Genomic DNA, 25,100 nt, shown 5'->3' with positions numbered 1-25,100 from the left:
AAAACGATATCGCCGTGGATGCCGTCGTTTTCGCCACCGGCGAAGAGCTGATCGCATCGCCCGATGTGGATGCCGTGCTCGTCACTTCGTGGGGCGCAACCCATGAGCAATATGTGCTGGCGGCCATCGCCGCCGGCAAACCGTGCTTCTGCGAAAAGCCGCTGGCGACGACGGCCGAAGGCGCAAGGCGCATCGTCGATGCCGAAGCGGCGCATGGCAAGCGGCTGGTGCAGGTTGGCTTCATGCGCCGTTATGACGCCGGTTACGTGGCGCTGAAACAGGCCGTGGACAGCCGGATCGGCGCGCCGATCATGGTGCATGCCGCCCACCGCAACCCGACGGTTCCGGAGCAATATGTCACGCCCATGGCGATCCACGACACGATGATCCATGAGATCGACGTGTTGCGCTGGCTGCTTGACGATGACTATGTTTCGGCCCGAGTTCTCTTTCCCCGCTCCGCTGCCCGCAGCCATGCGAAGCTGAAGGACCCGCAGATCGTCATTCTGGAAACGGCCAAGGGCACGATCATCGACGTCGAAATCTTCGTCAATTGCCACTATGGCTATGATATCCAGTGCCAGGTGGTGGGTGAAGACGGCATTGCCAGCCTGCCGGAGCCGATGTCGGTGCAGACGCGCCTCGGCGCAAGGCTGCAGAACGATATCCTCACCGACTGGAAGGATCGCTTCATTGCCAGCTACGATGTCGAATTGCAGGACTTCATTCACGCGGCAGCGAAGGGAACGGCATCGGGACCGAATTCCTGGGACGGCTACGTGGCTGCCATCACCTCTGATGCCTGCGTTGCTGCGCAGGAGAAGGAAGGGGCAGCCGTCGCAATCGAGCTTCCCACTCGTCCCGCCCTTTATCAGTGAGGTCTTTCATGCGTTTTGCTATCAACCACATCACCGCGCCGAAACTTTCCCTCGAGGCGTTCTTCGCGACTGCCCGTGAACTCGGCCTCACCGAAGTCGAAATCCGCAACGACCTGCCCGATATCGTCGGCACGGTGGATCCGGCTGCGGTGAAGGCGGTAGCCGAAAAGGCCGGCGTGACGATCATCTCGATCAATGCGCTTTATCCCTTCAATGTCTGGTCGGGCGACCTGCCGCAGCGCGCCGTTGCCATGGCTGATTATGCCATGGCAAGCGGTGCCAAGGCGCTGGTCATGTGCCCGCTCAATGACGGCACGGCGGTGTCTTTTGACGATCTCGTGGCGGCGCTGAAGGCCATGAAACTGATCCTCGAAGAACGCGGCCTGACAGGCTTTGTCGAGCCGCTCGGCTTCCCGGTCTCCTCGCTGCGCACCAAGGCCGAAGCCATCAAGGCAATCGACGCTGCCGGCGGCGCAGATGTCTACAAGCTGGTGCACGACACCTTCCACCACCACCTTGCGGGCGAGACGGTGTTCTTCCCCGAACGTACCGGCCTCGTCCACATTTCCGGCGTCGTCGACCCCGCCGTCTCCGTCGCCGACATGCTGGACGCCCATCGCGTTCTGGTGGATGACGGCGACCGGCTGGAGAATATCGCCCAGATCAGGACGCTGGAGGCGGCCGGTTACAAGGGGCCTTACAGCTTCGAACCCTTTGCGACGGAAGTACACGAACTGAAAGACCCCGCCGCTGCGGTGAAGGACAGCATCGACCATATCTCCCAGGCGCTCTGACCGCCTCGCCGCCTGTGGTTCGCCGCGGGCGGCGCTTTATGGGCGGGGATAAAAACCAGAGAAATCAATTCCGTCTTTACGGATCATGCTGTAGTCTTCCACAGATTAGAGAGCAGCAGACAGGCACGGGTATTATTCAGATCGACTGCGTGAGGCAGGCTTTCTGCCCGCACAGTCCGAAGAAGAGTGGTTGAATTTCCCCTTTATGAAAATAGACAGGAAAACGACGCTTAAGGACGTGGCGCGGGAGGCGAATGTATCGCTGAGTACGGCTTCACACGCCATCAACGGTACAGCCCCGTTGACTATTCAGGTTCGCGAACGGGTGCTGGAGGCGGCCCGCGCGCTCGGTTATCTTGAAAACCGCCGGCAGAAGGCGACGATCGCCACTTTGCGTGTCGTGCTGCTCGCCATGACCAATGATGCAGCGCCGCAGAGCGACCTCAACATGGTCAGCTGGACGATGCTGAACGGCTTCCGGCGCGAATGCGAGAAGCGCGGCATTCGCATCGTTCCGTTTGTCAGCACAACGAGCCGGCTCGATCCCGTTGCCGTGGCGGAGGCTGCCGATGCCGACAATGTCGATGGCATCGTGGTTCTCAATGATGACAGGGCGCAACTGGTCGAGGCGCTGTCCGCGCTTTCCAGGCCCGTGGTGCTGATCAATGGTGAAGACCCGGCCATGATCGTCGATACGGTGACAGCCGAGAACCGTTTTGGCGCGCGGCTTGGTATCGAACATCTGCTCTCACTCGGGCATCGCAATATCTTGCATGTCACCTGGAAGGGCCGCACGACGATCCGCCGGCGGTTTGATGGCTATAGCGATGCCTTTCTGGCGGCGGGCCTGACAGTTCCGGCCAATATGGTCATCGAGGTGGAAAGCTACGAGCCGGAATGGGGCGAGGCCGCCATCCGCCGCCTGCTGGGCGAGACACGCCCGCTTAGAAACGCGACGGCGATCTTCTGCGCCGCCGATAATCTGGCGCTCGGCTGCCTGAAGGCCCTGACGGAAGCCGGTATCCGGGTTCCCGATGATGTTTCGGTGCTGGGTTTCGACGATATCATGCCGGCGGCTTTCAGCGCGCCGCCGCTCAGCACCATACAATTGCCTGCCGACAGGCTTGGTGGCGCCGCACTTTCCCTTTTGGAACAGCGGCTTGTGGCGGCTGATCCGACCCGGCCGGCGCACCGGCTGGAACTCGGCTGTCGTCTTATTTTAAGGGGCAGCATTGCGCCGCCCCCCAAATGATGTTGCAGTTTATTTCATGCCCGTGCCGGCAATCCCTGTCGTGATGTAGCGTTGCAGGAACAGGAACACGACGGTGACGGGCGCAAGGCTGAGGAAGGTCATGGCGAGAATATAGTGCCATTGCACAGAGAACTCGCCCTGGAAGGCGTTCAGCCCCACCTGCAATGTGAAGTTCTCGCGGCTGCTGAGCACGATAAGCGGCCAAAGGAAGTCGTTCCAGCGCCAGAGCACCGAGAAGATCGCGAGAACCGCGAGCGCCGGGGCCGTCAGTGGCAGGATGATGCGCCAGAAGATGCGGAATTCGCTTGCCGCATCGACACGGGCGGCCTCGATCAACTCGTCGGGGATGGTCAGCATATATTGCCGCAACAGGAACACGCCGGTTGGCGTAGCCACGGTGGGGATGATGACGCCCCAGAGATTATCGACGAGGCCGACGCCGACGATGACGAGATAGGCCGGCACCATGACGACGGTGAGCGGGATCATCAGGGTCGAGATGATCAGCACGAAAATCGCCTTCTCGCCGCGGAAGCGGTATTTGGAGAGGGCGAAGGCCGCCATGGCGTTGACGATCAGCGTCAGGATGGTCGCGACGAAGGTGACGAATACCGAGTTCTTGAGAAAGGTCAGGAAGCTGAACCGGGTCAGCGGATCGGTGAAGTTTTCCGTCGCGATGGTCAGTTTCTGGACGGGTGATATTTCCCGCGTATCGACGCTGACCGGCGGGCCGGGATTGGCGGGGTCCACCATCTGGGCTTTGAGGCCGACGCGGCGGACCATGGCCATTTCCCGTTCCACACCGTCGATGGTGGCTTTCCAGACGCTGAGCGGCTTGTCGTAACCCTGCACCTCCACCTGGACTGCGGCGCGCGGCAGCAGGCTCGGTGGAAACCGGGTGATTTCGGCTTCCGGCTTTAGCGATGACATGGCGGCCCAGACGACCGGGATGAGGACGGCGAGTGTGCCGCCGATGAGCCAGACCCATGACAGGACGTCGGTAAGGCCGATCCGGCCGGGGCGGCGGGTTCGCGTCAGGAACGCGACGGCGTTGAGGTTGCCGGACATGATCAGGACTCCATTTTTTTGCCGAGGCGCAATTGCACGAGCGTCAGCGCGAGAAGCACAAGGCCCATGAGAACCGAGGCGGCGGATGCAAGGCCGAATAGCCTGAGATCACTGCCGAAGGCCATCTGGTAGATATATTGCACCACAAATGTATTGGCCGTTCCCGGTCCGCCACCATTGGTCAGAACCCATGCTTCATCAAATATTTGCACCGATCTGATCATCAACAGGATCAGGACGACGAGAAGGTTGGGGGCAAGCAGCGGCAAGGTGATGCGCAACAGCGTGCGCCGGGGCGAGGCCGCGTCGATAGCGGCCGCCTCATACAGGTCTTTCGGAATGGCCTGAAGGCCGGCCAGCAGGATGAGCGTATAAAAGCCCATATGGAACCAGACTGAAACCACCACCACGAAGAAACGCGACCAGCCGACATCCAGCAGGAAGATTTCCGGCGGCACGCCGAGCATTTGCAGGAAGGCGTTCAGCAGGCCGTTGCGGTCGAGGAACCATTTCCAGATGAGGCCGATGACGACGGGCGATAGCAGGACCGGGTAAAAGAACATGGCGCGGAAGAAGCCGCGTGCGGCAATCGCCCGGTTGAGGATGAGGGCGGTAACAAGCGCCACGAACAGCGTGGCGGTGACGTTAAAACCCACGAACCACAGCGTGTTCCAGATCGCCGTCCAGAACAGCGATTCCCGGCAGCTGCCGGGGTCCATATAGCTCTGGCAATCGAGCAACTTGCCGAAATTTTCGAGCCCCACGAAAGGGCGGTCGCTGATCAGGAGTTCGGTGCCGCCGGTGAAGGCGTAACCGACGGCAATCGCAATCGGCAGGAAGGTGAAGATGCCGAACAGAACAAGGTTCGGCATCAGGAAAATATAAGGCATGCGCTTCTTGCCGATCACCCGCTCGATCAGGTTGAGCGGCACTTCGGCGATGGCCATCACGGCATCTAGAGCGCGGTCGGACAGTCTCGCAAGCTTTGGATTGGCCATGCTACCCTCTCCCCTCGCTATTGAGACGCGGCAGCGCCAGTTCGGTGGCGGGGTCGAAGACATGCACCCTTTCACGCGCCGGCATGATCTTCAGCACTGCGCCGGAGGCAGGCGCGAAATGGCCCGCCTGATGCACGATGATCTGCTCTTTCTGGCCCTGAAGATTGCCATAGAGATAGGTCTCGGTGCCGAGGCTCTCGTGGTACTGCACCTCGAAGGGCAGGCCGGCATTTTCTGTTACCGTGAAATGCGAAGGTCGTATGCCCGCCAGCACCGCCTGTCCGGGGCTGACGGCGGCCGGGTCGACAAGGCAGGGCAATGGCGTGCCATATCCGGCGTCGATTTCCAGATTGCCGTCGCTGCCGGTGACGATTGTGCCCTTGAGAATGTTCATGCGCGGCGAGCCGAGGAAGCCTGCAACGAAGAGGTTGCGCGGATTGTCGAACAGCTGAAGCGGGCTGCCCACCTGCTCGATGCGCCCGGCGCGCAGCACCACGATCTTGTCGGCCATGGTCATCGCTTCCACCTGATCATGCGTCACATAGATCATCGTCGTCTTGATATCGCGATGCAGCCGCGTGATTTCGGCGCGTGTCTGAACGCGCAACGCCGCATCGAGGTTCGACAGCGGCTCGTCGAACAGAAAGATATCCGGCTCGCGCACGATGGCGCGGCCGATGGCGACGCGCTGGCGCTGGCCGCCGGAAAGCTGTTTCGGTTTGCGGTCGAGATAGGGTTCTATGGCCAGCATCCGCGCCGCTTCGTTGATGCGGCTTTCGATTTCCGCCCGCTTGAAGCGCAGGTTTTCCAGACCGAAGGCAAGGTTCTTGCGCACGCTCATATGCGGATAAAGCGCGTAGGACTGGAAGACCATGGCGATCTTGCGCTCGGCCGGCGACAGCGCGCTGACATCGCGCCCGCCAATGCCGATGGTGCCGGAGGACACATCCTCAAGACCGGCGATGATGCGCAGCAGCGTCGATTTTCCGCAGCCCGAGGGGCCAACAAAAACGACGAACTCCCCGTTCTCGATCTGAAGATCGATATCATGCAGCACATGAACGGCACCGAATGCCTTGTTGAGGTTTTCTAGCTTCAGACTTCCCATGACGTGCTCCCTTCGGGCAAGTTCGTCATCGCGACGATCTCTTGTTTGTTCCAGCCCTCGGGCAAGGGCATCGCTCTTCTAACGGCGACATCGCGCGCCGAAAATCCCTCTACGCCGGAGAGATAGACCGCAGGCATTCCGCCGGGATAATTCTCCAGTCCGACGATCCTGCCTTCGGTATCTCGCGTCCAGGCATTGGCGCGACCGGCGGCATCGGGGCTTGGCGCGATATCCGCATTGGTCGGGCGCAGGTCATATTGCAGGCCGGTGCCGAGCTTGCCGGGCTGCTGCGACAGCGAGATGCGCTCCAGCGTGACATTGTGAATGCCGGCCTTCGAGGTGGCGACGAGGTTGATCGCGCCTTCCATCGAGCCGCTCAGATCTTCGACAACAAGGTTTTCCACACTGCCGGCCTGACGTTCGGGGCGGCGATCGACGACCGTGACGGTCACCGCTTCGCCAGAGCCCCAGAAGCCGCCGGGCGTTTCATGGCACTCGGCCTCGATCCGCGAAAAGCGGATATTGCGCATGGAGCCGCCATCGCGGGAAAAAAGGCCGATGCCGCGATTGGATTCAACGATTTTGCAATCCTCGAACACCACATTGGAAAAATCGCCGAAGGATTCCGTGCCGAGCTTCAGCGCGCAGCTGACGCTGGAGACGGTGCAGCGGCGAACCGTGATATCATCGCAGACGCCGACTGCCTTGCCATCCGGCCCGGCGCTGGTCTTCAGGCAGATGCCGTCATCGGCGGTCGAGATAAAGCAATCCTCGATCAGCGTGCGCCGGCAGGCATCCAGCACGATGCCATCCGTATTGGGCAGGCGGCGGTCGTTTTCGATGCGGATGTTTCTGAAGTGCAGATCGTCGCAATCGACCATGTGCAGCGTCCACATCGGCGAACCGATGACGAAGAGGTTCTCGAGGCGCACATTCAGGCAGGATTCCAGCACGATGACACGCGGACGGCGCGCCGCCGGGATATAGGTTCCCATGGCCTCGTCATCGCCGATAATGAAGTTCTCGCCGCCCGCCTCGATGCGGCCGGGACCGGTGACGGCGATGTTGCTTGCTCGCCGGGCAATGATCATGCCGCGGTTGGACGCTTCGGCGATGACGGAAACTGTCGTATGGGCATAGGCCTCGTAATCGGAGACGGGTGCAAGCACCGCATCTTCGGCAAGATGCAGCTCCACGCCGCTCTTGAGATGAAGGCCGCCGCTGACATGGCGTCCGGCCGAAAGCGACACGCGCCCGCCGCCCGCCGCCGAAACCGTATCGATCGCCCGCTGGATATCGGCGGTGGCGTCGCGGCCATCGGCCGTGATGGTGATGTCTGGCTGCGTACTCATGATACCTGCGGCCTTTTCAGGAACACGTCGATCAGGAGCAGCATCGTCAGCGCCTGCCCGTAGGGCGTCGGCAGATTGGGAATGCGGCGGTAGAATTCGAGATCATGGCCCATCGGCGTGCCATCGGAGACGCCGTGCACGACGCCTTCATCATCGATATTGCCGAGCACCGCCTTCAGCGCCCGTTCCGCATGCGGCCGGTTCTCTTCGCCGAGAATGCCGGCTTCGATACCGCGCAGAATGCCGTAGGCGATACCGGCCGTGGCTGATGTTTCCACCGGCGAGGTCGGGTCGTCGAGAAGCGTGTGGAACATGCCGTCCTCGCGCTGATATTGCCGGAGTGACCGCACCTGGCCTGCCAGCACGTTGGCGAGGAAACGCCTGTCCTTTTCGGACAGCGTCGGCACCAGTTCGAAGAGTTCGGGAATGGCGACCGTAATCCAGGAATTGCCGCGCGCCCAGAAGGCATCGGCGAAGTTGTGGCGGCCGTTGAAAGTCCAGCCGTGATACCAGAGCCCGGTGACGGGATCCGACAGATAACGGGTATGGACCATGAACTGATAGACCGCCTCGTCGATCCAGTCCTGGCGTTTGCAGACGACGCCGGCGCGGGCGAGGAACAGACATGCCATGAACAGCGTGTCGTCCCATAATTCACCCTCGTTCAGCCGCTCCTTGACGACGTGCTGGAAACCGCCATCTTCGGTTTTTGGCAATTTTTGCACCAGCCAGTCGGCCCAGTCTTCCACCAGCGCCCGGAAATCCGGACGATCGACATGTTCTGTCAGGATGACCAGCGGCAGCATCGGCGCGGAACTGTTGATCTGGCGCGGCGGCAGGCCACGCTCGATCTGCCAGCCATACCATGTCACCAGATCGTCCAATGCTTTCTGGTCGTTGGCGGCGAGCGCCCGGCGCAGGAAGCCGTAAAGACCGACGCCGACTTCCCAGTCCCATTCGTCGAACTGGATCTTGCCATCGGAACTGCCGCTCGCCAGACCTTCCTGAATGCCCTTGAGGCGGCTGAAGGCGGCGGCGACATTGTCGATCGTCGTCCGAAGAGTGTCTTTTTCCATGCTTGGCTGGTTCATCTGGTTATTCCGATTAGGAGTAAAATGGTCGTGCCGTGCCGCCGGACGCGGGATCGGCACTGTCGAATGTGATTTCGGGTTGGGGCTGCTCGTGGTCGAAGGCCATGGCTTGCCCGCCAATGGTGAACGCGCCGTCCCAGGTGAGGGTGAGGTCCGGTCTGCCCGGCGGTGTGACCGAGAGCAACCGGCTTTCGGCTTCGAAGGTGACGCGCGTGCCGAGGATTTTTTCCCGAAAACGGGCAAACTCCGCGACATCCCCGCAGCCGATGACGCCGACCCAGCCGGCGCGGCGGCCGGGTGATCTGATCTCGCGATTGGCGGTGGCGCCTGCGGTAACGGGTTCGAGCCCGTTCGTCGCGTAAAGAGCGGCAAAGCCTCGGCCCGAACGGGTGATGAGCCAGTTGCCTTTCGTCAGCACCTCGTCCAGCCCGTCGCGGCCGAGATAGGCATGGGTCCAGTCGTTGCGGTGATCGTCCGTGTCGAAGATCAGCATCGCCAGATCGCGATGCTGCGCCACGCGCGGCAGGATGCCACTGCCTGCCCAGTAGGAGGGACGCTGCGTGCCCCACGGATCATCTTCGCCGGGATGGTTGACCCAGAGCCGCGCCATCGGATGGCCGGCGAGTTTGATGTCCATGACATGCTGCTGGTGGCCTTTGCGACCGGTTTTATGATCCACCACGGTGGAAAGCTGCGCGGCCTCGTTCTTGAAAAGCACGAGCTTGCCCGGTTCCAGCCCCTGCGCATACCGCGCCTCGACCATGCGGCCGCGCTCGAGCTGCGAAAGGGCGGCAAGATGTGCGGGCGGCAGGTAGTCACCGCAGCAGAACATCGGCAGTGAGGCGACGCCATTGTTGAGCCAGCCCTGACCAAAGGCCACTTGCGCAAAGGGCGCCAGTTCCGTCAGCGGCCCGGCGCGCAATTCCTTGTCATAGGCTCTGCCTTGAGAACCGCAGGGAACGCCGCCAAGCGTATGCAGTGCGATCATCTCGAAAATCAGATCGAGCTGGTAGCGTGCGCGTGCGGCAAGCTCCGTCCCTGCCCAATGCTCGATGGCGAGAAGGCCAATGAAATCCACAGGGTAATAGGCGGCCGAATTCCATTCGGCGAGGCCATGCGCCTCGACACTGTCGAACCAGCGCTCCAGCCGGTCCGCCGCCAGCGCCGCCTGTTGCCGGCCGGTGCGGCCAGAGGCGGTGAAGACGGCGTCCGGCAGATAGTCGCCGGCCAGCAGCTGGCTGGTGTGAAAGCACAGAACGTGGTTCTCGCTCCAGAACCACATGACGTCATTGCCGGGTTCATCCACCCAGTAGCGATAGGCGAGGATCGAAGCATTGATCCGCTCCAGCATCTCGGTCGGCAGGCGGTCACTATGGGCGCGCACCAGCCAGAGCAGCGGGATCATGATGAAATCGGAGCAGTCTTCGCGCCGGTCGATGGACCGCAGCGTCGCATCAACGATGCCGCCAATTGTCTTGAGGTCATCGCTGCCGGTGGCGACCATCGCCAGCGCCCGGCCGATGCGCCATGCGCCGAAACGGGCGCTAAAGGAGAGAGCCGCTTTCTTTCGCTCCCCAATATCGGCATTGGGCGCTTCCGGCGCGATATCATGCATGAAGGCCGCGTCGATGACGCGGGTTACCGTTCCAGCTCCGGATCCCATGGTGATCTTGACGCCGTGATATCCGTCCGAAATGCCTGTCGTCTCGGGGATCGTCAGCGAGGATTGCCCGGCCTTCAGCACGATGTCGACTTCCGCGAGCGCAGCGCGCTCATGGCCATGGCTTTTGACCGCGATATGCACGGGCAGGTCGCTTGTCGGCGCCGCCCCGAAAACCAGTTCGAGAGCCGTGCCGCAAAACACGTCCCGGGCAGGACGAACATCGCGCACCAGCGCGGCAAGACGCTTCGTTTCCTCCCGGTCGAGCGGCACGGGCAGCACGACCGTCAGCGGCACGGTGTCGATAACCTCAAGCTCGAAGAACCAGATGATGTCGCGTTCCGCCAGATCCTCGCAGAGCAGCAGCACCTCATTGTCGCCGGCCGCAAGCTCGAGTGTGATGTCACGGCTGGTTTCGACATTGCGGATAAAGGGTTCGAAGCGCACCTGTTCAGCGCCGTTCACCCAGATGCGCACGCCGCCGCAGGTACGCAGCCGGAAATGCGCTTTTCGCGTGGTGTCGCTGCGGAATGTGCCCTTCAGCCAGCGCTGCACGTGGGTGGGAACATGCCAGAAGCCGGTGAATTCAACGCGGCGGTTGGAGCCGGGCAGGTTGAGGTGCGAAACCGCAAAGGCAGCCTCAGGCGCGATGTCGCGACCGATCATGGTCTGCTGGAAGGCCTTGCGGCAGGGCAGGTCGCCGACATCGACGAAACCATTGATGAAACGGTAGTTCACCCGGTCCTCCGCCGGCGCGGGCGTTCCCGGAAACGAGGTCTTTACCAGATCGGAGACTATCCAGGCCGTCACCGTTTCGCCGTCGGCAACGGTATATGTGGGTTGCGACGCATTCGTCGCCAAAGGTCCATCCGTCATAATGGATCGCCTCCCTTCGATCTTTATGAAATTATTTTCACAAATCTATCTTCGCTTTTTCACATTGATTTGTGCGATTTCGCCAAAACAAACAGCTTGACGTTTATTCTGTCAAGCCGCAAAACAGGATAAATCGAATTAAGCAGAGGAGCTTCTGTTCGATTTATGAAAATATTTTCATTGGGAGGATGAGCATGGTGAAATTGTTTTCGGGCGTCAGCGCCCTCGTATTGGCTTCTATCGCGGGTCTTTCGGTCGCGCAGGCGGAGACCCGCACGATCACTTTTCTTTTTACGGATGACGACCAGGGTTATGTGCAGCGCATGTCCGAGCTCAGCAAGGAGTTCGAGGCCGCCAATCCGGGCGTGAAGGTCAACTTCGTGTCTTCGGGCTATGATGCCGTTTCCAAGCAACTGCCGGTACAGCTGGCGGTCGGCGAAGGCCCAGATATCGCCAAGATCACCGACTGGCAGCTTGCGCCCTATTATCTCGACATGCGTCCTTACATGAAGGATGCGGAGGCCCTCGCCAAGCTGCACGGTTCCAGCCTCAACCAGCTTCGCCTGCCCAACGTCAATGATCCGCAGTCGATCAACGGCTACATGGCCTCGCAGACGCTGAACCTGCCCTTCGTCAACAAGACGCTGTTCGAGCAGGCGGGTGAACCGCTACCAGGCCCGACCGCGAAATTCAGCGAGATCGTCGAGGCTTCCGCTCGCGTCGCCAAGTCAACCGGTGTGCAGATTCCCTTTACCATGGACCGCTCCGGCCACCGCTTCTCTGGCGGTGCCTTTGCTTATGGAGCGACCTATGTGAAGGACGGGAAGTTCAGCTTCCCCGATGACGCATCGAAGAAATACATCGCCGATATCTATTCCTGGACGCAGAATGGCAGCTTCCCCAAGGAAATGTGGGGTGCCGCCGGCGGTTCGCAGTACAAGAACATGGGTGACGAGTTCGTCAACGGCAATGTCGTGACCTATCTTGCCGGCAACTGGATGGTCAATCCGTTCCAGAACAAGATCGGCGACGCCTTCGAATGGACGGCGATCAATGCGCCCTGCGGCGATGCCGGTTGCTACGCCATGCCCGGCGGTACCGCCATTGTCGGCTTCAAGCGCACTAAATACCCTGAGGATGTGGCCCACTTCGTCGAATTCCTCGGTTCCGAGAAGGTGCAGCGGGAAATCGCCGAAAACTACGTCATCCTGACGGGCGCGGAGATCGTCGATCCGCAATACAAGCTGAAGAGCGAAGACGCCAAGGCGGCGATGAAGGTCTTCCTCGACAACAAGAAGAACGTGCCGCAGGCAGCTCGCGAATTTGAGCGCGCCAAGGGCGGCAGCGCCATGTATCAGCAGATCGTGCAGCGGATGAGCCAGTTGATCGTCGGTGAGTTGACGCTCGACCAGACCTACAAGGTTCTGGCTGACGATGTCGCCAAGATCAATGAGGCCGTCGCAGTCAAGAAATAAGGGGCTGCCATTCCGGCTTTGCCGGAAGAGCCAAGCCATCAAACGATGTGCCCGGAGCCGGTCTCCGGGCACATCTCTCCGCTTTTTTCGGGCGGATATTGCCGCATATGCTCTCTCGATCAGCACCATCGAAAAACTGAAATACGCTCCGTTTAAACCTGATGATGAGGCGCGCGGGAAGCCGTGCCGCCTGTTTTCGTCACGCGCCACTCGCTGCAAATCATAGGATTCGTCATGGCCAAACTGAAGATGTCGTCTTTTCCGTCCGCACGATTGTCCCTGCTTGCCTCCGTCGCATTGCTGGTTCTTGTTCCGAGCGCGCAAGCGTTTGATCGCACCGGGCCGGCAGGTCAGGGTTATGCGATCACGGTGCCAGAGCCTGCCGCGACCTATCCGCTGCCGCTTTCCAACAATTATCGCAACCAGACCGGCAAGAATGAGAAGGGCGAGGATGTTCGTGCCTATGACGACCGGGACAATCCGATCATCGAAATCCTCTCCGGTTTTAATCGCATCTGGACGCTTGGTGATGAAAAATGGGCGGATGGCGGCGCGAATGGCGACGGCCCCTCGGATTTCAGCCATGTGAAGATTGTCGATCCGGCCGTCTGGCAGGAAAACATGCGCTACGTGCTATCAGTGACAGGTGAAAACCGCACGCGTGCCGCCGCTTTCGAAGCTTACATGAATGACCGCCGTTCGCAGGGTTTCAGCGTTATTGACGGCATGGGGCCGCTCGCCGACTGGTATCGGGAAGGGGCGGGCGCGACAACGACGATCAATCATACGCTCGCAGATTTCGATCCGAACGAGGTCATCACCCGCAAGGAAGACGATAAGGGCACCGAGGCGGGTGCAGCGGATAGCGAGCTGAAGGATTTCGTCGCTTTCATGAAGGTGATCCGTGGCCCCGAAGGCACGACATCGCCGGCGAAATATTTCTATTCCACACCCCGGCCCTGGCGCATGAACGACAAGGGCGAGGTGATCCAGACCGGCAAGGAAACCATCGGCGATCGCACCTTCGAAAGTCATGACAGCGATCCCGGCGTTATCGTCCCGGCGCTGAAATATGCCCGCGAAAATCGCGGCCGCGCCAAGGATGGTGGTTTTCCGAGCGGCCACACCAATGCCGCCTATCTTGCCGCCATTGCTTATGCCTATGCCGCTCCGGAGCGTTTTTCCGAATTGCTGACGGCGGCCTCCGAACTCGGCGAGAGCCGCATCGTCGCCGGCATGCATTCGCCGCTCGACGTGATCGGCGGCCGCATTACGGCAACGGCGATGGCCGCCGCCATGTTGCAGGATCCTAAAAACGCCGAGGTGAAGAAGGCTGCCCACGAAGCCTTGCAGACCTATTTTGCCAAGCGTCTGCCGCAGGGCCAGTCGCTTGTCGACTTCGCCCATGGCGCAAAGCCGGATGTTGACCGGTTCGCCGATGCGGCGGCGAATGAGGCGGATTATCGCAGGCGCATGACCTTTTCCTTCAGCCGCGACAAAGCCGTGGGCGATGCGCCGATGGTGGTGCCGAGGGGGGCCGAGGTTCTGCTGGAAACGAGACTTCCCTATCTCGATGCCGCAGAGCGTCGCGCCGTTCTGTTCTCCACCGGCATCGAGGCCGGTTATCCACTGCTCGATGACAGCAATGGCTGGGGCCGCATCAATCTGGTAGCCGCCGCCGGTGGTTACGGCGCGTTTGACGGCGATGTCGAAGTGACGATGGATGCCGCCGCCGGCGGGTTTAGTGCCGCAGACCGCTGGACGAACGATATTGCCGGGGCAGGGCGTCTCGTCAAATCCGGCAGCGGATCGCTGACGCTCAGCGGCAACAACAGTTATGGTGGCGGAACGGTCCTCAGGGATGGCACGCTGGTGGCTTCCTCTACGGATGCGCTTGGAACCGGCGGCGTTCTGATCAGCGGCGGCACGCTCCAGCTTACGGGAAAAAAGGATGTCGTCATAGGCGGCGATTTTACGCAGTCGGGCGGTGGGCTGACGCTTGATCCACAAAAGGTCGGGCTGAAGATCAAGGGCAATGCGGTGGTGGACGGCGCCACGCTGAAGCTCGCCTTCGATGGCGGCGCACCGGCTGCCGGCACACGGCTCGATGTGATCTCCGCCAACGGCCTGACCGGCACATTCGCAACGATCGATGCGGGCAATGTGAAGGTGAGGCCAATCTATACGGGTTCGGCATTGTCGGTGGTGGTCGAATAGGGCGTGATGCAAGGATGCAGGCCGCCGCAACCCCCCGGTTACGGCGGTCTCGCCGGATTTGCAGAAGACCGCTGGATGATCGCTATTACAGGAAGTAGCGCACCCGGAGCGGCAACAGCGCCGCGCCAAGGGCTGAAGGATCGCCTTCGGTCTCGCTGAGAACCAGCTTCGCCTCCTTCGGCCCGACACCATAACGGTGCTCGCGTTGCGAAGGCATATGCGCGCGTTCGATCATCATTCGACCCAGCGCGCGCGGCAATTGTCCGCCGAAAACGATAGCCTGCGGATCGAGAACGGCGATCAGGCTCGCCACCAGCCGGTCCACCTGTGGCATGGTCTCGGCCAGCCACTCCTCCACACCCGGCCATGAAGGGTCGAACTGCCGATAAAGGGCTTCGATCGAATGGATATCGACGCCGTTTTTCTGTAAAGTCGCAATCAGATATTGCAGGGCCGGGCGCTTGGGCGATTCATCCGGGCTGTATATGCCGCTGAATTCGCCGGCGTTGCCGTGGAAACCGTAAAACGGCTGGCCGCTGAGTATGAGGCCGCCGCCGAAACCATAGTTGAAGGACAGGTAGGCGAAGGTCTGGCACCACGAGCCGACACCGCGAAGGCTTTCGCCGATGGCACCCGTGGTGCCGTTGTTTTCCAGCCAGACGGGCAGTTGAAACCTTTCTTCGAGGATCGGTTTCAGATCCATCAGCGACCAGTCTCGTAGGGGTTCAGGCGCGTTGAATGCCCGGTCTTCAGACACGAAGAAACCTGACATGGAAAAGCCGAGGCCAAGCAGCCGCTCGCGCGGTATGGCGTGTTCCGCCAACTGCCTTTCAAGAACCAGCGACAGCGCGGCAAGCGTCATTTCCCGATCGCCGGGCAGCATCCTCAGTTTTTCCTCGACGATCACGGTGCAGCGAAAATCGGCGAGGCAGATCACCACGGAATCGGTGTTGATGGAAATACCGAGCGAATAGGCCGCTTCGGGCACCAGCTCGATAGTGGGGCTTGGCTGGCCGCGTGTGCCTTTGAGCGGCGCGCCGGTGCGCAGAAGCCCGCGCTCCAAAAGGCCTTCGATCAGCCGGTGCACGGATTGTTGCGTCAGGTTGGTGTGGCCGGTGATCGACGCCCGGGCGATGGGGCCGTGGCGGCGGATGATATCCAGAATCAGGCGCTCGTTCTCGCTGGCAAGCGGCTGGCGGTCGAAGGTCTGGAGCGGCGTCTGATCTGTTGTCATCGCCTTGGATAACGGCTGCGCGGGGCGGCGGCAACATGGGGCATCGGTTCGCGACAGCATTTTTCACTGGACTGTCATAAATATTACACTTAGAGTGTATTAATAAGGGGCCGGTCAACAACGGGTCCCCAGGAGGAACCATTCAATGCGCCTGAAATTTCTTGCGATCGCCGCGCTTGCGCTGGCGACGACGGCAGCGCCGTGCCTTTCCGCTGACAGCAACATGAAAAACCTGAACTTCGATCTGTCGAAGGTTACGCGTGACAATTTCTATGAGATCGTCGTTCCCGCCGCCAAAGCCGAGGGCGCGGTGACGATGTATAATTTCGCTGGCAGCTTCGCCGATACATGGAAGGAGCTGATCGCTCGTTTCGAAGCCAAATATGGCATCAAGGTCGCCTATAGCGACGTGAAGGGCGATCAGGCGAACCAGCAGCTTATCGCGGTGCAGGCTGCAGGCCAGGATTCGCCGGTCGATGCCTATTTTGCCGGTGGCGGCAGTTATCCTCTTCTCTCTTCCAAGGGCGTTGTCGGCAATATCGCGCTGACGAAAATCCTGCCGAACATGGCCAATTACAATCCGCAAATGGCCGAAACCGTCTTCGGCAAGCCGCATGGCGGCAGCTTCCCGCTGGTGCATCTCAACCAGACCGCCATCGGTTACGATTCCGCCTTCGTGAAGGCTGAAGACGTGCCGAAGAGCTTCGAGGACCTGCTCGTCTGGGCTGAAAAGAACCCCAAGCGGCTTGGCGTTACCCTGCCGGCTAAGGGCGGTTCCGGCGGCGGCTTCATTTATTCGGTGGCGCTTAATTATCTCACCGGCGACTGCCGCAAGCAGCTTACCGACTATAACCAGACGCTGCAGCAGGCCGAAGACTGGGCCATGGAGTCAGAGTGCCTTGATCCGGTCTGGGACTACTACCGCCGTCTTCTTGCCGTGGCTGAACTGACCAATGGCAATGCCGACACGCTCAACCTCATCAACAACCAGCAGCTTCACATGGGCACCGTCTGGGAAGATCAGGTCATGAGCTTCCTCGGCACCAAACAATTGCCGGATAGTTTCCGCGTCACGCTTCTGGAAAAAGGTCAGGTCGGATCGGGCGACGCCATGTTCGTGCCGGCCAATGCCAAGAACGTTGCATCGGCGTTGCTCCTCATCGATATGGCGATGAGCAAGGAATTCCAGCTCTGGAAGCTGGAAAACAAGGCTTCGCGTTCTCCCCGTGCGGATGTCACCAATGATCTGATGCCGAAGGCCGTGCAGGAGCATGTGCTGCCGCAGAGCGTCTATCCGCGCCTGTCTGCCCCGGCTTTCTGGGACATGTCGACGGCGCTTGCCGAAGCGCTCGATGAAAAAGTGCTCAACCAGTAACGCCTTCAGGATCGCCGGATCGTGTGGGGCACAAAGAGCCTCCCACGGTCCGGCAAGCTCGACCGCAAACAGGAGGGAGCATCGTCATGAGTGAACTCGAGATCAGCAATATCACCAAGGATTACGGTTTGAGCCGGGCGCTTCATCCCGTGTCGATCACCGTCGAGCGCGGCGAATTCGTCACCATTCTCGGCCCCTCCGGTTGCGGCAAGTCGACCTTGCTGCGCATTCTGACGGGTATCAGCCAGCCGTCGGGTGGTGAAATCCACCTTGGCGGCAAACGCATCGACCAGACGCCGCCGGAAGCGCGCGATATCGCCATGGTGTTCCAGTCCTACGCGCTTTTCCCGCATATGTCCGTCGCCAAAAATCTCGGTTTCGGCCTGAAGATGAAAAAGGTTGCGAAAGACGAGCGCGCACGCCGCATCGCCCATGCGCTTGAAATCTGCAATCTTGCCGGTCTGGTGGATCGCATGCCGCGGCAATTATCCGGCGGGCAGCAGCAGCGCGTGGCGCTGGCGCGGGCCATCGTCATGCAGCCGAGCCTGCTGCTGTTCGACGAGCCGCTGTCGAACCTCGACGCTAAACTCCGCGATACGCTGCGCCATGAACTGACCGAGCTTCACCGCCGCATCGGCGCCACCAGTCTTTATGTGACGCATGATCAGGCCGAGGCCATGGCGATGTCGGACCGGATCGTCGTCATGAATGCCGGCCGGGTCGTTGAGATCGGCACGCCGCTCGAGCTTTACCGCTCGCCGAAACACGCTTTCACCGCCGGTTTTCTCGGCCAGACCAATCTTCTGCCCGTATCCGCCGAAGGGACACAGGCGCAATTGCCCTGGGGGCAGGCCGTCACGCTGGATAAAGCGGCAGCCGGCAACGTCCAGATTTCGGTTCGTCCGGAAAACATCCACATCCGCGCCGATCAGGCCGGTGACGGCACGGTTTCCGCCGTCTCCTTTATGGGCGCCAATGCGCTCTACACGGTCGAGATCGGCGGACGCCAGATCCGGATCAGCCAGTCCGGCGCTGAAACTTTGATCGATGCCGGGCAAAGGGTCGCCCTGCAATTTCCCGGTTCGGTCCACCTTCTCGATGACAGAATGGCGGGGGAGGCGGCATGATGGCCGCGGTTCTTCGCGACAGGCGCGCGCAGCTTCTTCTCTTGCTGGCGCCTGGGGTAGGGTATCTTCTGGTCTTCTTCGGCGGCCCGCTGTTTTCAGCGTTGATCGGCAGCTTCAGGCAGGAAGATGGCAGCTTCACGCTGATGTTCTACCAGCGGATATTCACCCGCGCCTCGATGATCCGTGGTCTGACGACCTCCATTTATTACGGTGTGATGCCGGTGATCGTCTCGCTTGCGGCCTCGGTGCCGCTGGCGCTGTTGATCCGCAAGAGCTTTCTCGGCCGCAAGCTGTTCAGCGGTCTTTACAAGCTGCCGATGGCGGTGCCGGGCATCATCGTTGGCCTGATGGTGATCGTCGTTTTCGAAAGGGGCGGCTTTCTCGATCGTCTGGTTGCGCCGCTCGGGCTGGAACTGCCCAAGCTCGTGCGTGACGACTGGGGCATCGGCGTCATCCTTGCCAGTGTCTGGAAACAGATACCCTTCATGACGCTGATCATCACCAGCGCCTTTGCCGCCATACCCGAGGATATCCGTCATGCCTCGCGCACGCTCGGCGCTTCGCGGCTGAAAACGTTTTTCTTCGTGGAAGTTCCGCTCGCCATGCCGGGCATCACCGCCGCCATACTTCTCACCTTCATCGGCTCCATGGGCTCCTATGCCATTCCCGATATCGTCGGACCGCCGACGGCCCGGCCGCTCTCGGTACTGATGATCCAGGAGTTCAATCAGGGCCGTTTTAATCAGGTCTATGCCATGGGTATGGTGCTGAGCCTTTTCGCGGTCTCCGTACTCATTCTTTATTATTCCCTCACATCCCGCATCGGCCCCGGCCAAACCCGAGGAGACGCATGATGAGCACCATAACCCTTGAACCCGCCACCATTGCCCGCCGCCGTGCCTTTACGCCGGAAGACCGGATTTTTGTCTCCATCGGACTTTATGGCGCGCTGACGCTCGCCATTGCCCTGCCGCTGGCGCTGATGTTCCTCTGGAGCATCGCCGATGGCTGGTCGCCGCCACTCGTCGTGCCGAAAGACTACACCACGGCGCGCTGGGCGAGCATTCTCAGCGATGACAGCCTCATTCGCGCCGCCATCAACAGCATCCTCATCGCCATTGTCGTTACCTTTCTGACGGCGGCCATCGCACTGCCCACGGCCTGGGCCATGGCGCGTTTTCCGTTCCGGCTGAAACGGCTGGTGGAAATCTTCATTCTGGCGCCGATCATCATTCCGGGGCTGGTCGTCGCGGTCGGCATCGGACAGGTGTTTCTTCTCTTCGGGCTTGCCTATTCGGTCACCGGGGTCGTTCTCGTGCAGATGGTCGGCACCCTGCCGCTGATGATCCGCCTGATGACGGCGGCGCTGGAGACCATTCCCGATGATCTCATCCATGCCGCGCGTTCGCTCGGTGCCGGAACGGTCGGCATCGTGCTCCACATCATCCTGCCGCTTGCGGTGCCCGGCCTTCTGGCGGGCGGGCTGATGTCCTTCATCGGCAGCTTTGAGGAATTCGACAAGTCCTTCATCGTCGGCGCGCCTGTTGTCGAAACCTTGCCGATCAAGCTTTACATGTATCTCGACCCCTATTCGATGCAGCTGCCGCTCGCCTCCATCGTCTCCTTCATCCTGCTTCTTCCCGCACTCGTCGTCTTTATCATCGCCGGCCGCATTCTGCGCGACGACCTGATGGCGGCGGGCATGGGGAAAATCTGATCCGGGCGACAGAGCCCCGATAAATGCAACGTCCGAAAGTGAAAACCATGCACCAAACCCTTGCAGCCTCCCGAAATGCCTCCAGCTCCTGCAATGTCCTTGCGCTTTGCTCGCGCGACAACCCGGCCATACTGACCATCGCTCATCGCGGCTTCTGGACCGCCACTGCCGAAAACTCGCTGGCCTCCGTCCGCGCGGCGGTTGCGGCCGGCGTTGAGATGATCGAGATCGACACGCAGGCGACGGCCGACGGCCGGTTGGTCGTCATTCATGACGAAACGCTCGACCGTACGACGACGGGGAAGGGGACCGTGAGTGAGCTGCCTTTCGAGGTGGTTCGCGCTGCCAGGCTGAAGGCCGGTGCGGGTGGCGATGCGGCTACTGTGACCGATGAATGTGTGCCGACGCTGGAAGAATTGCTGGAAGAGGCGCGTGGCAAGATCACCGTTAATATCGACACAAAATTCACCCGCGATCTGCCGCAAGTTATGGAAACCGTGCTGCGGCTCGGCGTCGAGGATCAGGTTCTGGTCAAGACCGACATTGATCCTGAGGCCGAACGTTTCGAGGTGCTGGACACCGACTGGTTCGGCAAGATCCCGCATATGCCGATGTTCCCGGTGAGAAAAGGCAAGTTTGCCGAGGATCTGCGTCGGATCGAAGCGTTGAAGGCGCCGATGATCGAAGTGAAATTTAGCGATATCGCTGATCTGGCCGACGGCCAGGACGAGATGGAGCGCCAGAATATCCGCCTGTGGATCAACTCGCTCGACGTTTCCCATTGCCTCGACTTCAACGATACGCGGGCGCTTTCAAATCCCGAATCCGTCTGGGGTGCTCTTGCCGGGGCTGGCGTCGGCGCGATCCAGACCGATGAAGTCGAAGCTTTCACCAACTGGTTGAAGACGGGCGCCGGTGAGACGGGCAGGGCGTGGACACGATGAACGAGCGTCTCGACCGCGCCGTCGCCATCATCGAGGAAGCGATGGGCCTTGCCCTTCGCTTTTTCGAGGCGCGCGACACCATCGCCACCCGGACGAAGGGCTTTCAGGATTTCGTCTCGGAAGCCGATACCACAGTCGAAAGGCTGGTGCGCGACCGTCTGGTGGTGGCGTTTCCCGACGAAACCGTGCTGGGAGAAGAAATGGGCGGCGTGGCCGACGACGCCTACTGGATCATCGATCCGATCGACGGCACCGCCAATTTCCTGCGCGGTTCGCCGCTCTGGGGCATCTCGCTCGGCTTCGTGCGCAACGGCCGGCCGGAACTCGGCGTCGTCGCCATGCCAGTGTTCAAGGATATCTATGCGGCGGCGGATGGGACGGGTCTGATGCTGAACGGCAAACCGCTTGCCCGGCATGTGCCTTTCGAGGAGGTGCAGGTCATGTCGCTCGGCGACAGTGCGGCCGCCGACGCGGAAGAAGTGGCGGCCCTCACTGTCGGGTTGAGACATGCCGGCTGGGTGGTGGAATCCATCCGCTCGACATCGATCGGCCTTGCCTTTGCCGCACGAGGCATCTTCGACGGCCATCTGCAGAAGCTGACGACCATGTGGGACATCGCCGGCGGCGTCGTTCTCGCAAGGGAAGCGGGTCTCGATGTCCGTATCGGAACGCGCCCCGGCAGCGGCATCCCCTGGGTTGCCGCCGCAACGCCGGCGCTGATGGCGGTGACGGAGGGGCTCTGGCCGGAGATTGCGGAGAAAGTGCCGGCGGAACCGTCATAAATTTCTTTGGAAGGTAATTGCCGGGTGTTGACACCCGCGCTCCTTGTTCGTCTTTCCGGGCGGTTTGGACCCAGCCTCACGCAATAACAGAACTACGTCCATTCGTGCCGGTATAGCCGCGTCCGCTCCACAGCAGGGCCTCGCGCAGCGGATCAGACGTCGCTTCGATGATGGCGCCAACGAACAGGATATGGTCTGCGGCATCGATGGAGCCGACGAGTTCGCAATCCAGGGATAACAGCGCCTTGGCAAGCTTCGGGTTTCCCGAAGGCCAGACATCCCAGTCGCCGATGGAAAACCGGTCCGGCAGGTTGCCTTTTCCAGCAAACACGTCGGCAATTTCCTCCTGTCCTCTGGCAAGTGCTTCGATGGAGAAGCGCCGGCTTGCAGCGATGAGATCGACCATGCGGCTGCTGGCGTCGATGGAGATCATCAGAAGCGGCGGCTCGGCGCTGAGCGGCATGAAGGAAGTGATCGTTCGTCCGACCCTTTCTCCGGCGTGGGAGGCTGTGGCCAAAGCCACAGTAAAGGCCAGACCGGCCATTGCGTCCTTGAATTCACGCGGGGAAATCGTCGGTGAAACGGTGCCTTTGAGCGGAATATGCGTATGGCTTATCACGCTACCATCGATCAGCCTGAGATTATGAGACATGCAGTGCCGGGCTAACCGCCCGCTCCCGGGTTCTTGGAAAAAATGGAAAACTTGGCCGCAGCACCATTCATGACGTCGGCATTATCAGGCGGCGGTCTTTTCTGGTGCACGCGCGGCCAGATGCCGGAATAATGGCGGTTGAGGTCGAGCCAGACATGCAGCCCGGCTTCGGTATCCGGTCTGATCGCTGCTGCGGGACATTCCCGCTCGCAGATGCCGCAGTCGATACATTGGTCGGGATGGATGACGAGCATGTTCTGGCCTTCGTAAAAACATTCGACCGGGCAGACTTCCACGCAATCCATATATTTGCAGGCGATGCAGTTTTCGGTGACGACATAGGGCATTGAAACGCTCGAATGGAGTTGCAGCCGGACGGCGGCTGTCCGGCTGCGCCTGACCCGGCCAGCCGCACGGGGGGCCGCGGCACAGGCCGGGTCGGTGGGGCTCAAATCAGAGACGCGTGGCTACGGCGTGCCAGTTCACCAGATGATCGAGGAAGTTCTCGATATAGGCCGGACGCTTGTTGCGGAAATCGATGTAATAGCTGTGCTCCCACACATCGCAGCCGAGAAGCGCCTTCTGCCCGAAGCACAGCGGATTGACGCCGTTCTCCGTGCGGGTGATCTTCAGCATGCCGTCGGTATCCACCACCAGCCACGCCCAGCCCGAGCCGAACTGCGATGCACCGGCGAGGGCGAAATTTTGCTTGAACAGCGATACCGAGCCGAAGGATTGCGTCAGCGCATCTTCCAGCGCCTTTGGGATGGTATGATTTCCCGGTCCCATGATCTCCCAGAAGAGATTGTGGTTCCAATGCTGGGAAGCATTGTTGAATATGCCGGACTGCGCGATAGCGGCTTTGTCATAGGTGCCACGGACGATGTCCTCGAGGCTGCTTTTTTCCCATTCGGTGCCTGATATCGCCTTGTTGAGATTATCGACATAGGCCTTGTGGTGAAGATCGTGATGAAACTTCAGCGTCTCTTCGGACATGCCCGATGAAGCGAGCGCATCATGGGCATAGGGGAGGTCGGGAAGCTGGAAAGCCATGGAGTATCCTTTGTCAACTGTTCGCTCAAGAGCATGAAATGAGCCTTGTGGAAACAAGGTGACAATACTTCTAGGGGCTCAACCATGGTTGAGGTCAAGCGGTTTTTAAAGGCAGACGATTGGAGACAAAATGCCGATCGGCGAGCTTGCGAAAGAGACCGGTGTTGTCGTCTTGCCGAGACATATCACACAAGGTGCATGAAGCAGGATCGGCGTGAATGAAGAGGTGCGGCCGCGTGATTACCGAAGAGCTAACGGCCGATGACCCGCAAGCGTAAACGCCCCAACTGATTCCATTTTAATATGCGTATCGGCGGCAAGAGAACTGCTTATCGCGCCGCAGAGGCTGCCTGTCGTCACCACTTGCCCTGCCATTAGCGTGCCGCTCTTGTTGATGGGAGCATTTGCAAAGGCAAGAAGGGGAGCAAGAACATCCCCGTTGGGATGTTTTGCCGTGGCATTGAACAGATGGACAGGACCCTCAGTCACGATCAGATGCAACAGGTCCATGTCGCTTCCGGCGAAGACCTCCAAAATGCGCCGATCTATTTCGGGACCAATGGCGAAGCCGTGATTGGCCAGGCGGTCGGCGAGAAACAGCGGGAAAGGCACCTGGTTTTTTTCCGCCAGTCGATAACGGAGCAACTCGGCACCGAGATGGACCTTGTCGATATACCGTATCAAATCGCCTCTGGTGAAGGGAACCTCACCCACAGCGGGAATGTCTGAGGCGAGGGTAAAGCAGATTTCGACCTCAATGCCTTCCGTCCCTTCGTTTGGGAAAACAGCGAGATTGTCACCATCGGCCCGGTGGCAATCCAGCATCGGCGCGCCGGCGGCCTGGCCATCCGGCCGGATCGCCAGTTTCCAGCCTCTCACCGGCTTCCCGATAAGCTCGGCGAATATACGCTGAACGGCCATTGCCGTCTCGAAGTCCTCAGGAACGAGCCCATCCGCCTCTAGCTGCACAAAAGGAACTTTCGCGCCGCCAAGATCTGCCTGCACAAATCTTCGGGCCAGTTCTTCGATCGCCGTCATTCCCGTCATCATCCCCTTTGCGTTCATACACCGAATGCTGTCATGATTTCGCGCTGCTTGCCAAGGCCATTGATGCCAAGTTTGGCGACGTTTCCAACCTTTCGGAAAATCCGGGAGTTCATCCTAAGGGTGAAGCAGGAACGTTCCAGACCTGCGGCTGTTGGTGCTGCCGCGAGTGATAAAGTGTGGTCAGTCAAACCGGGTTTTGCGGGTGGTGGGACGGAATTTTGCTGTTGTTTTTGGTGTACGATCTGTTGAGACTATTTCAAAACGTCAGTTGATGTCTTTGTTTCTAGGTTCTGCTAGCGTATGGCTCCCCTCCAATACGACGTAAAACAGAGAGTTGACGTATGACAGTGCAATTTCCGAGTGCCGCTCAGGCGCTTGCCGAAGAGGTCGGAACATTACG

The 25,100-nt window shown here is 60.3% G+C and carries 22 protein-coding genes; 11 read left to right on the top strand and 11 right to left on the bottom strand.

All coding sequences use genetic code 11. The features are described from left to right. The 3 genes from DXT96_RS24260 to DXT96_RS24250 all read left to right on the top strand — a co-directional run. Nucleotides 1-878: Gfo/Idh/MocA family protein (locus DXT96_RS24260; RefSeq protein ID WP_246670643.1), on the top strand; the 878-nt coding region annotated here is incomplete at its 5' end. A gap of 8 nt (nucleotides 879-886) precedes the next feature. Further along, nucleotides 887-1,672: a TIM barrel protein gene (locus tag DXT96_RS24255; RefSeq protein WP_153516830.1), complete on the top strand. Its 786-nt coding sequence runs from the start codon at nucleotides 887-889 to the stop codon at nucleotides 1,670-1,672. Between the two features lie 205 nt (nucleotides 1,673-1,877). Next, nucleotides 1,878-2,924 carry a LacI family DNA-binding transcriptional regulator gene (locus tag DXT96_RS24250; protein WP_194287734.1) on the top strand — a complete coding sequence of 349 codons (1,047 nt, stop codon included), beginning with the start codon at nucleotides 1,878-1,880 and terminating at the stop codon, nucleotides 2,922-2,924. Nucleotides 2,925-2,933: 9 nt separating this feature from the next. Here DXT96_RS24250 and DXT96_RS24245 read toward each other — a convergent pair whose 3' ends face one another. From DXT96_RS24245 to DXT96_RS24220, 6 genes are read right to left on the bottom strand one after another with little or no spacing between them, the layout of a single operon-like run. Continuing rightward, complete coding sequence (locus tag DXT96_RS24245) at nucleotides 2,934-3,992, bottom strand: carbohydrate ABC transporter permease (RefSeq protein WP_149901522.1); 1,059 nt, start codon at nucleotides 3,990-3,992, stop codon at nucleotides 2,934-2,936. 2 nt (nucleotides 3,993-3,994) lie between these two features. Continuing rightward, nucleotides 3,995-4,990 (bottom strand): carbohydrate ABC transporter permease, encoded by a 996-nt coding sequence (locus DXT96_RS24240; RefSeq protein ID WP_153516828.1) that lies wholly within the window; start codon nucleotides 4,988-4,990, stop codon nucleotides 3,995-3,997. Nucleotide 4,991: 1 nt separating this feature from the next. Next, entirely contained in the window at nucleotides 4,992-6,098 is a 1,107-nt protein-coding gene (locus DXT96_RS24235) for an ABC transporter ATP-binding protein (RefSeq protein ID WP_153516827.1), read from the bottom strand. Beyond that, nucleotides 6,086-7,450, bottom strand: a complete 1,365-nt coding sequence (locus DXT96_RS24230) for a glycoside hydrolase family 28 protein (protein WP_153516826.1) — start codon at nucleotides 7,448-7,450, stop codon at nucleotides 6,086-6,088. The genes DXT96_RS24235 and DXT96_RS24230 overlap by 13 nt, the downstream gene beginning before the upstream one ends. After that, nucleotides 7,447-8,541, bottom strand: a complete 1,095-nt coding sequence (locus DXT96_RS24225) for a glycoside hydrolase family 88 protein (RefSeq protein ID WP_153516825.1) — start codon at nucleotides 8,539-8,541, stop codon at nucleotides 7,447-7,449. Before DXT96_RS24225 ends, DXT96_RS24230 begins: the two co-directional genes overlap by 4 nt. Nucleotides 8,542-8,554: 13 nt before the next feature. Beyond that, on the bottom strand, nucleotides 8,555-11,077 hold the full coding sequence (locus DXT96_RS24220; protein ID WP_153516824.1) for a hypothetical protein: 2,523 nt from the start codon (nucleotides 11,075-11,077) through the stop codon (nucleotides 8,555-8,557). Nucleotides 11,078-11,271: 194 nt separating this feature from the next. On the opposite strand from DXT96_RS24220, the gene DXT96_RS24215 reads away from it, so the two are divergent. Together DXT96_RS24215 and DXT96_RS24210 are read left to right on the top strand one after the other, a co-directional pair. Continuing rightward, nucleotides 11,272-12,552, top strand: coding sequence for an ABC transporter substrate-binding protein (locus DXT96_RS24215; protein WP_153516823.1), 1,281 nt, complete (start codon nucleotides 11,272-11,274; stop codon nucleotides 12,550-12,552). Between the two features lie 234 nt (nucleotides 12,553-12,786). Next, nucleotides 12,787-14,769, top strand: a complete 1,983-nt coding sequence (locus DXT96_RS24210) for a phosphatase PAP2 family protein (RefSeq protein WP_153516822.1) — start codon at nucleotides 12,787-12,789, stop codon at nucleotides 14,767-14,769. Nucleotides 14,770-14,854: 85 nt separating this feature from the next. Here DXT96_RS24210 and DXT96_RS24205 read toward each other — a convergent pair whose 3' ends face one another. Beyond that, on the bottom strand, nucleotides 14,855-16,003 hold the full coding sequence (locus DXT96_RS24205; protein ID WP_149901514.1) for an ROK family transcriptional regulator: 1,149 nt from the start codon (nucleotides 16,001-16,003) through the stop codon (nucleotides 14,855-14,857). Between the two features lie 145 nt (nucleotides 16,004-16,148). Here DXT96_RS24205 and DXT96_RS24200 point away from each other — a divergent pair, with 145 nt between their 5' ends. The 6 genes from DXT96_RS24200 to DXT96_RS24175 all read left to right on the top strand — a co-directional run bounded on the left by DXT96_RS24200 (nucleotide 16,149) and on the right by DXT96_RS24175 (nucleotide 21,948). Next, nucleotides 16,149-17,378: an extracellular solute-binding protein gene (locus DXT96_RS24200; protein ID WP_153516821.1), complete on the top strand. Its 1,230-nt coding sequence runs from the start codon at nucleotides 16,149-16,151 to the stop codon at nucleotides 17,376-17,378. Between the two features lie 86 nt (nucleotides 17,379-17,464). Further along, nucleotides 17,465-18,505 carry an ABC transporter ATP-binding protein gene (locus tag DXT96_RS24195; RefSeq protein WP_153516820.1) on the top strand — a complete coding sequence of 347 codons (1,041 nt, stop codon included), beginning with the start codon at nucleotides 17,465-17,467 and terminating at the stop codon, nucleotides 18,503-18,505. Continuing rightward, entirely contained in the window at nucleotides 18,505-19,359 is an 855-nt protein-coding gene (locus DXT96_RS24190; protein ID WP_153516893.1) for an ABC transporter permease, read from the top strand. The genes DXT96_RS24195 and DXT96_RS24190 overlap by 1 nt, the downstream gene beginning before the upstream one ends. Further along, on the top strand, nucleotides 19,359-20,222 hold the full coding sequence (locus DXT96_RS24185; protein WP_153516819.1) for an ABC transporter permease: 864 nt from the start codon (nucleotides 19,359-19,361) through the stop codon (nucleotides 20,220-20,222). Before DXT96_RS24190 ends, DXT96_RS24185 begins: the two co-directional genes overlap by 1 nt. 47 nt (nucleotides 20,223-20,269) lie before the next feature. After that, a complete protein-coding gene (locus DXT96_RS24180) occupies nucleotides 20,270-21,166 on the top strand; it encodes a glycerophosphodiester phosphodiesterase family protein (protein ID WP_153516818.1) in 897 nt (298 codons plus the stop codon). Then, nucleotides 21,163-21,948, top strand: a complete 786-nt coding sequence (locus DXT96_RS24175) for an inositol monophosphatase family protein (RefSeq protein WP_153516892.1) — start codon at nucleotides 21,163-21,165, stop codon at nucleotides 21,946-21,948. The genes DXT96_RS24180 and DXT96_RS24175 overlap by 4 nt, the downstream gene beginning before the upstream one ends. A gap of 76 nt (nucleotides 21,949-22,024) precedes the next feature. Here the strand turns inward: DXT96_RS24175 and DXT96_RS24170 are convergent, their stop codons facing one another. From DXT96_RS24170 to DXT96_RS24155, 4 genes are all read right to left on the bottom strand, one after another. Then, nucleotides 22,025-22,600 (bottom strand): flavin reductase family protein, encoded by a 576-nt coding sequence (locus tag DXT96_RS24170; protein WP_153516817.1) that lies wholly within the window; start codon nucleotides 22,598-22,600, stop codon nucleotides 22,025-22,027. 11 nt (nucleotides 22,601-22,611) lie between these two features. Then, complete coding sequence (gene fdxA / locus DXT96_RS24165; RefSeq protein WP_149901508.1) at nucleotides 22,612-22,947, bottom strand: ferredoxin FdxA; 336 nt, start codon at nucleotides 22,945-22,947, stop codon at nucleotides 22,612-22,614. A 106-nt stretch (nucleotides 22,948-23,053) separates the two neighbouring features. Continuing rightward, nucleotides 23,054-23,653 carry a superoxide dismutase gene (locus DXT96_RS24160; protein ID WP_153516816.1) on the bottom strand — a complete coding sequence of 200 codons (600 nt, stop codon included), beginning with the start codon at nucleotides 23,651-23,653 and terminating at the stop codon, nucleotides 23,054-23,056. Between the two features lie 240 nt (nucleotides 23,654-23,893). Next, nucleotides 23,894-24,691: a 2-keto-4-pentenoate hydratase gene (locus DXT96_RS24155; protein WP_153516815.1), complete on the bottom strand. Its 798-nt coding sequence runs from the start codon at nucleotides 24,689-24,691 to the stop codon at nucleotides 23,894-23,896. Nucleotides 24,692-25,100: the final 409 nt, after the last annotated feature.

The sequence above is a fragment of the Agrobacterium sp. ICMP 6402 genome (assembly GCF_009498615.1).
GTDB classification, from domain to species: domain Bacteria; phylum Pseudomonadota; class Alphaproteobacteria; order Rhizobiales; family Rhizobiaceae; genus Agrobacterium; species Agrobacterium burrii.
This window is presented reverse-complemented; position numbering and strand designations above follow the sequence as displayed.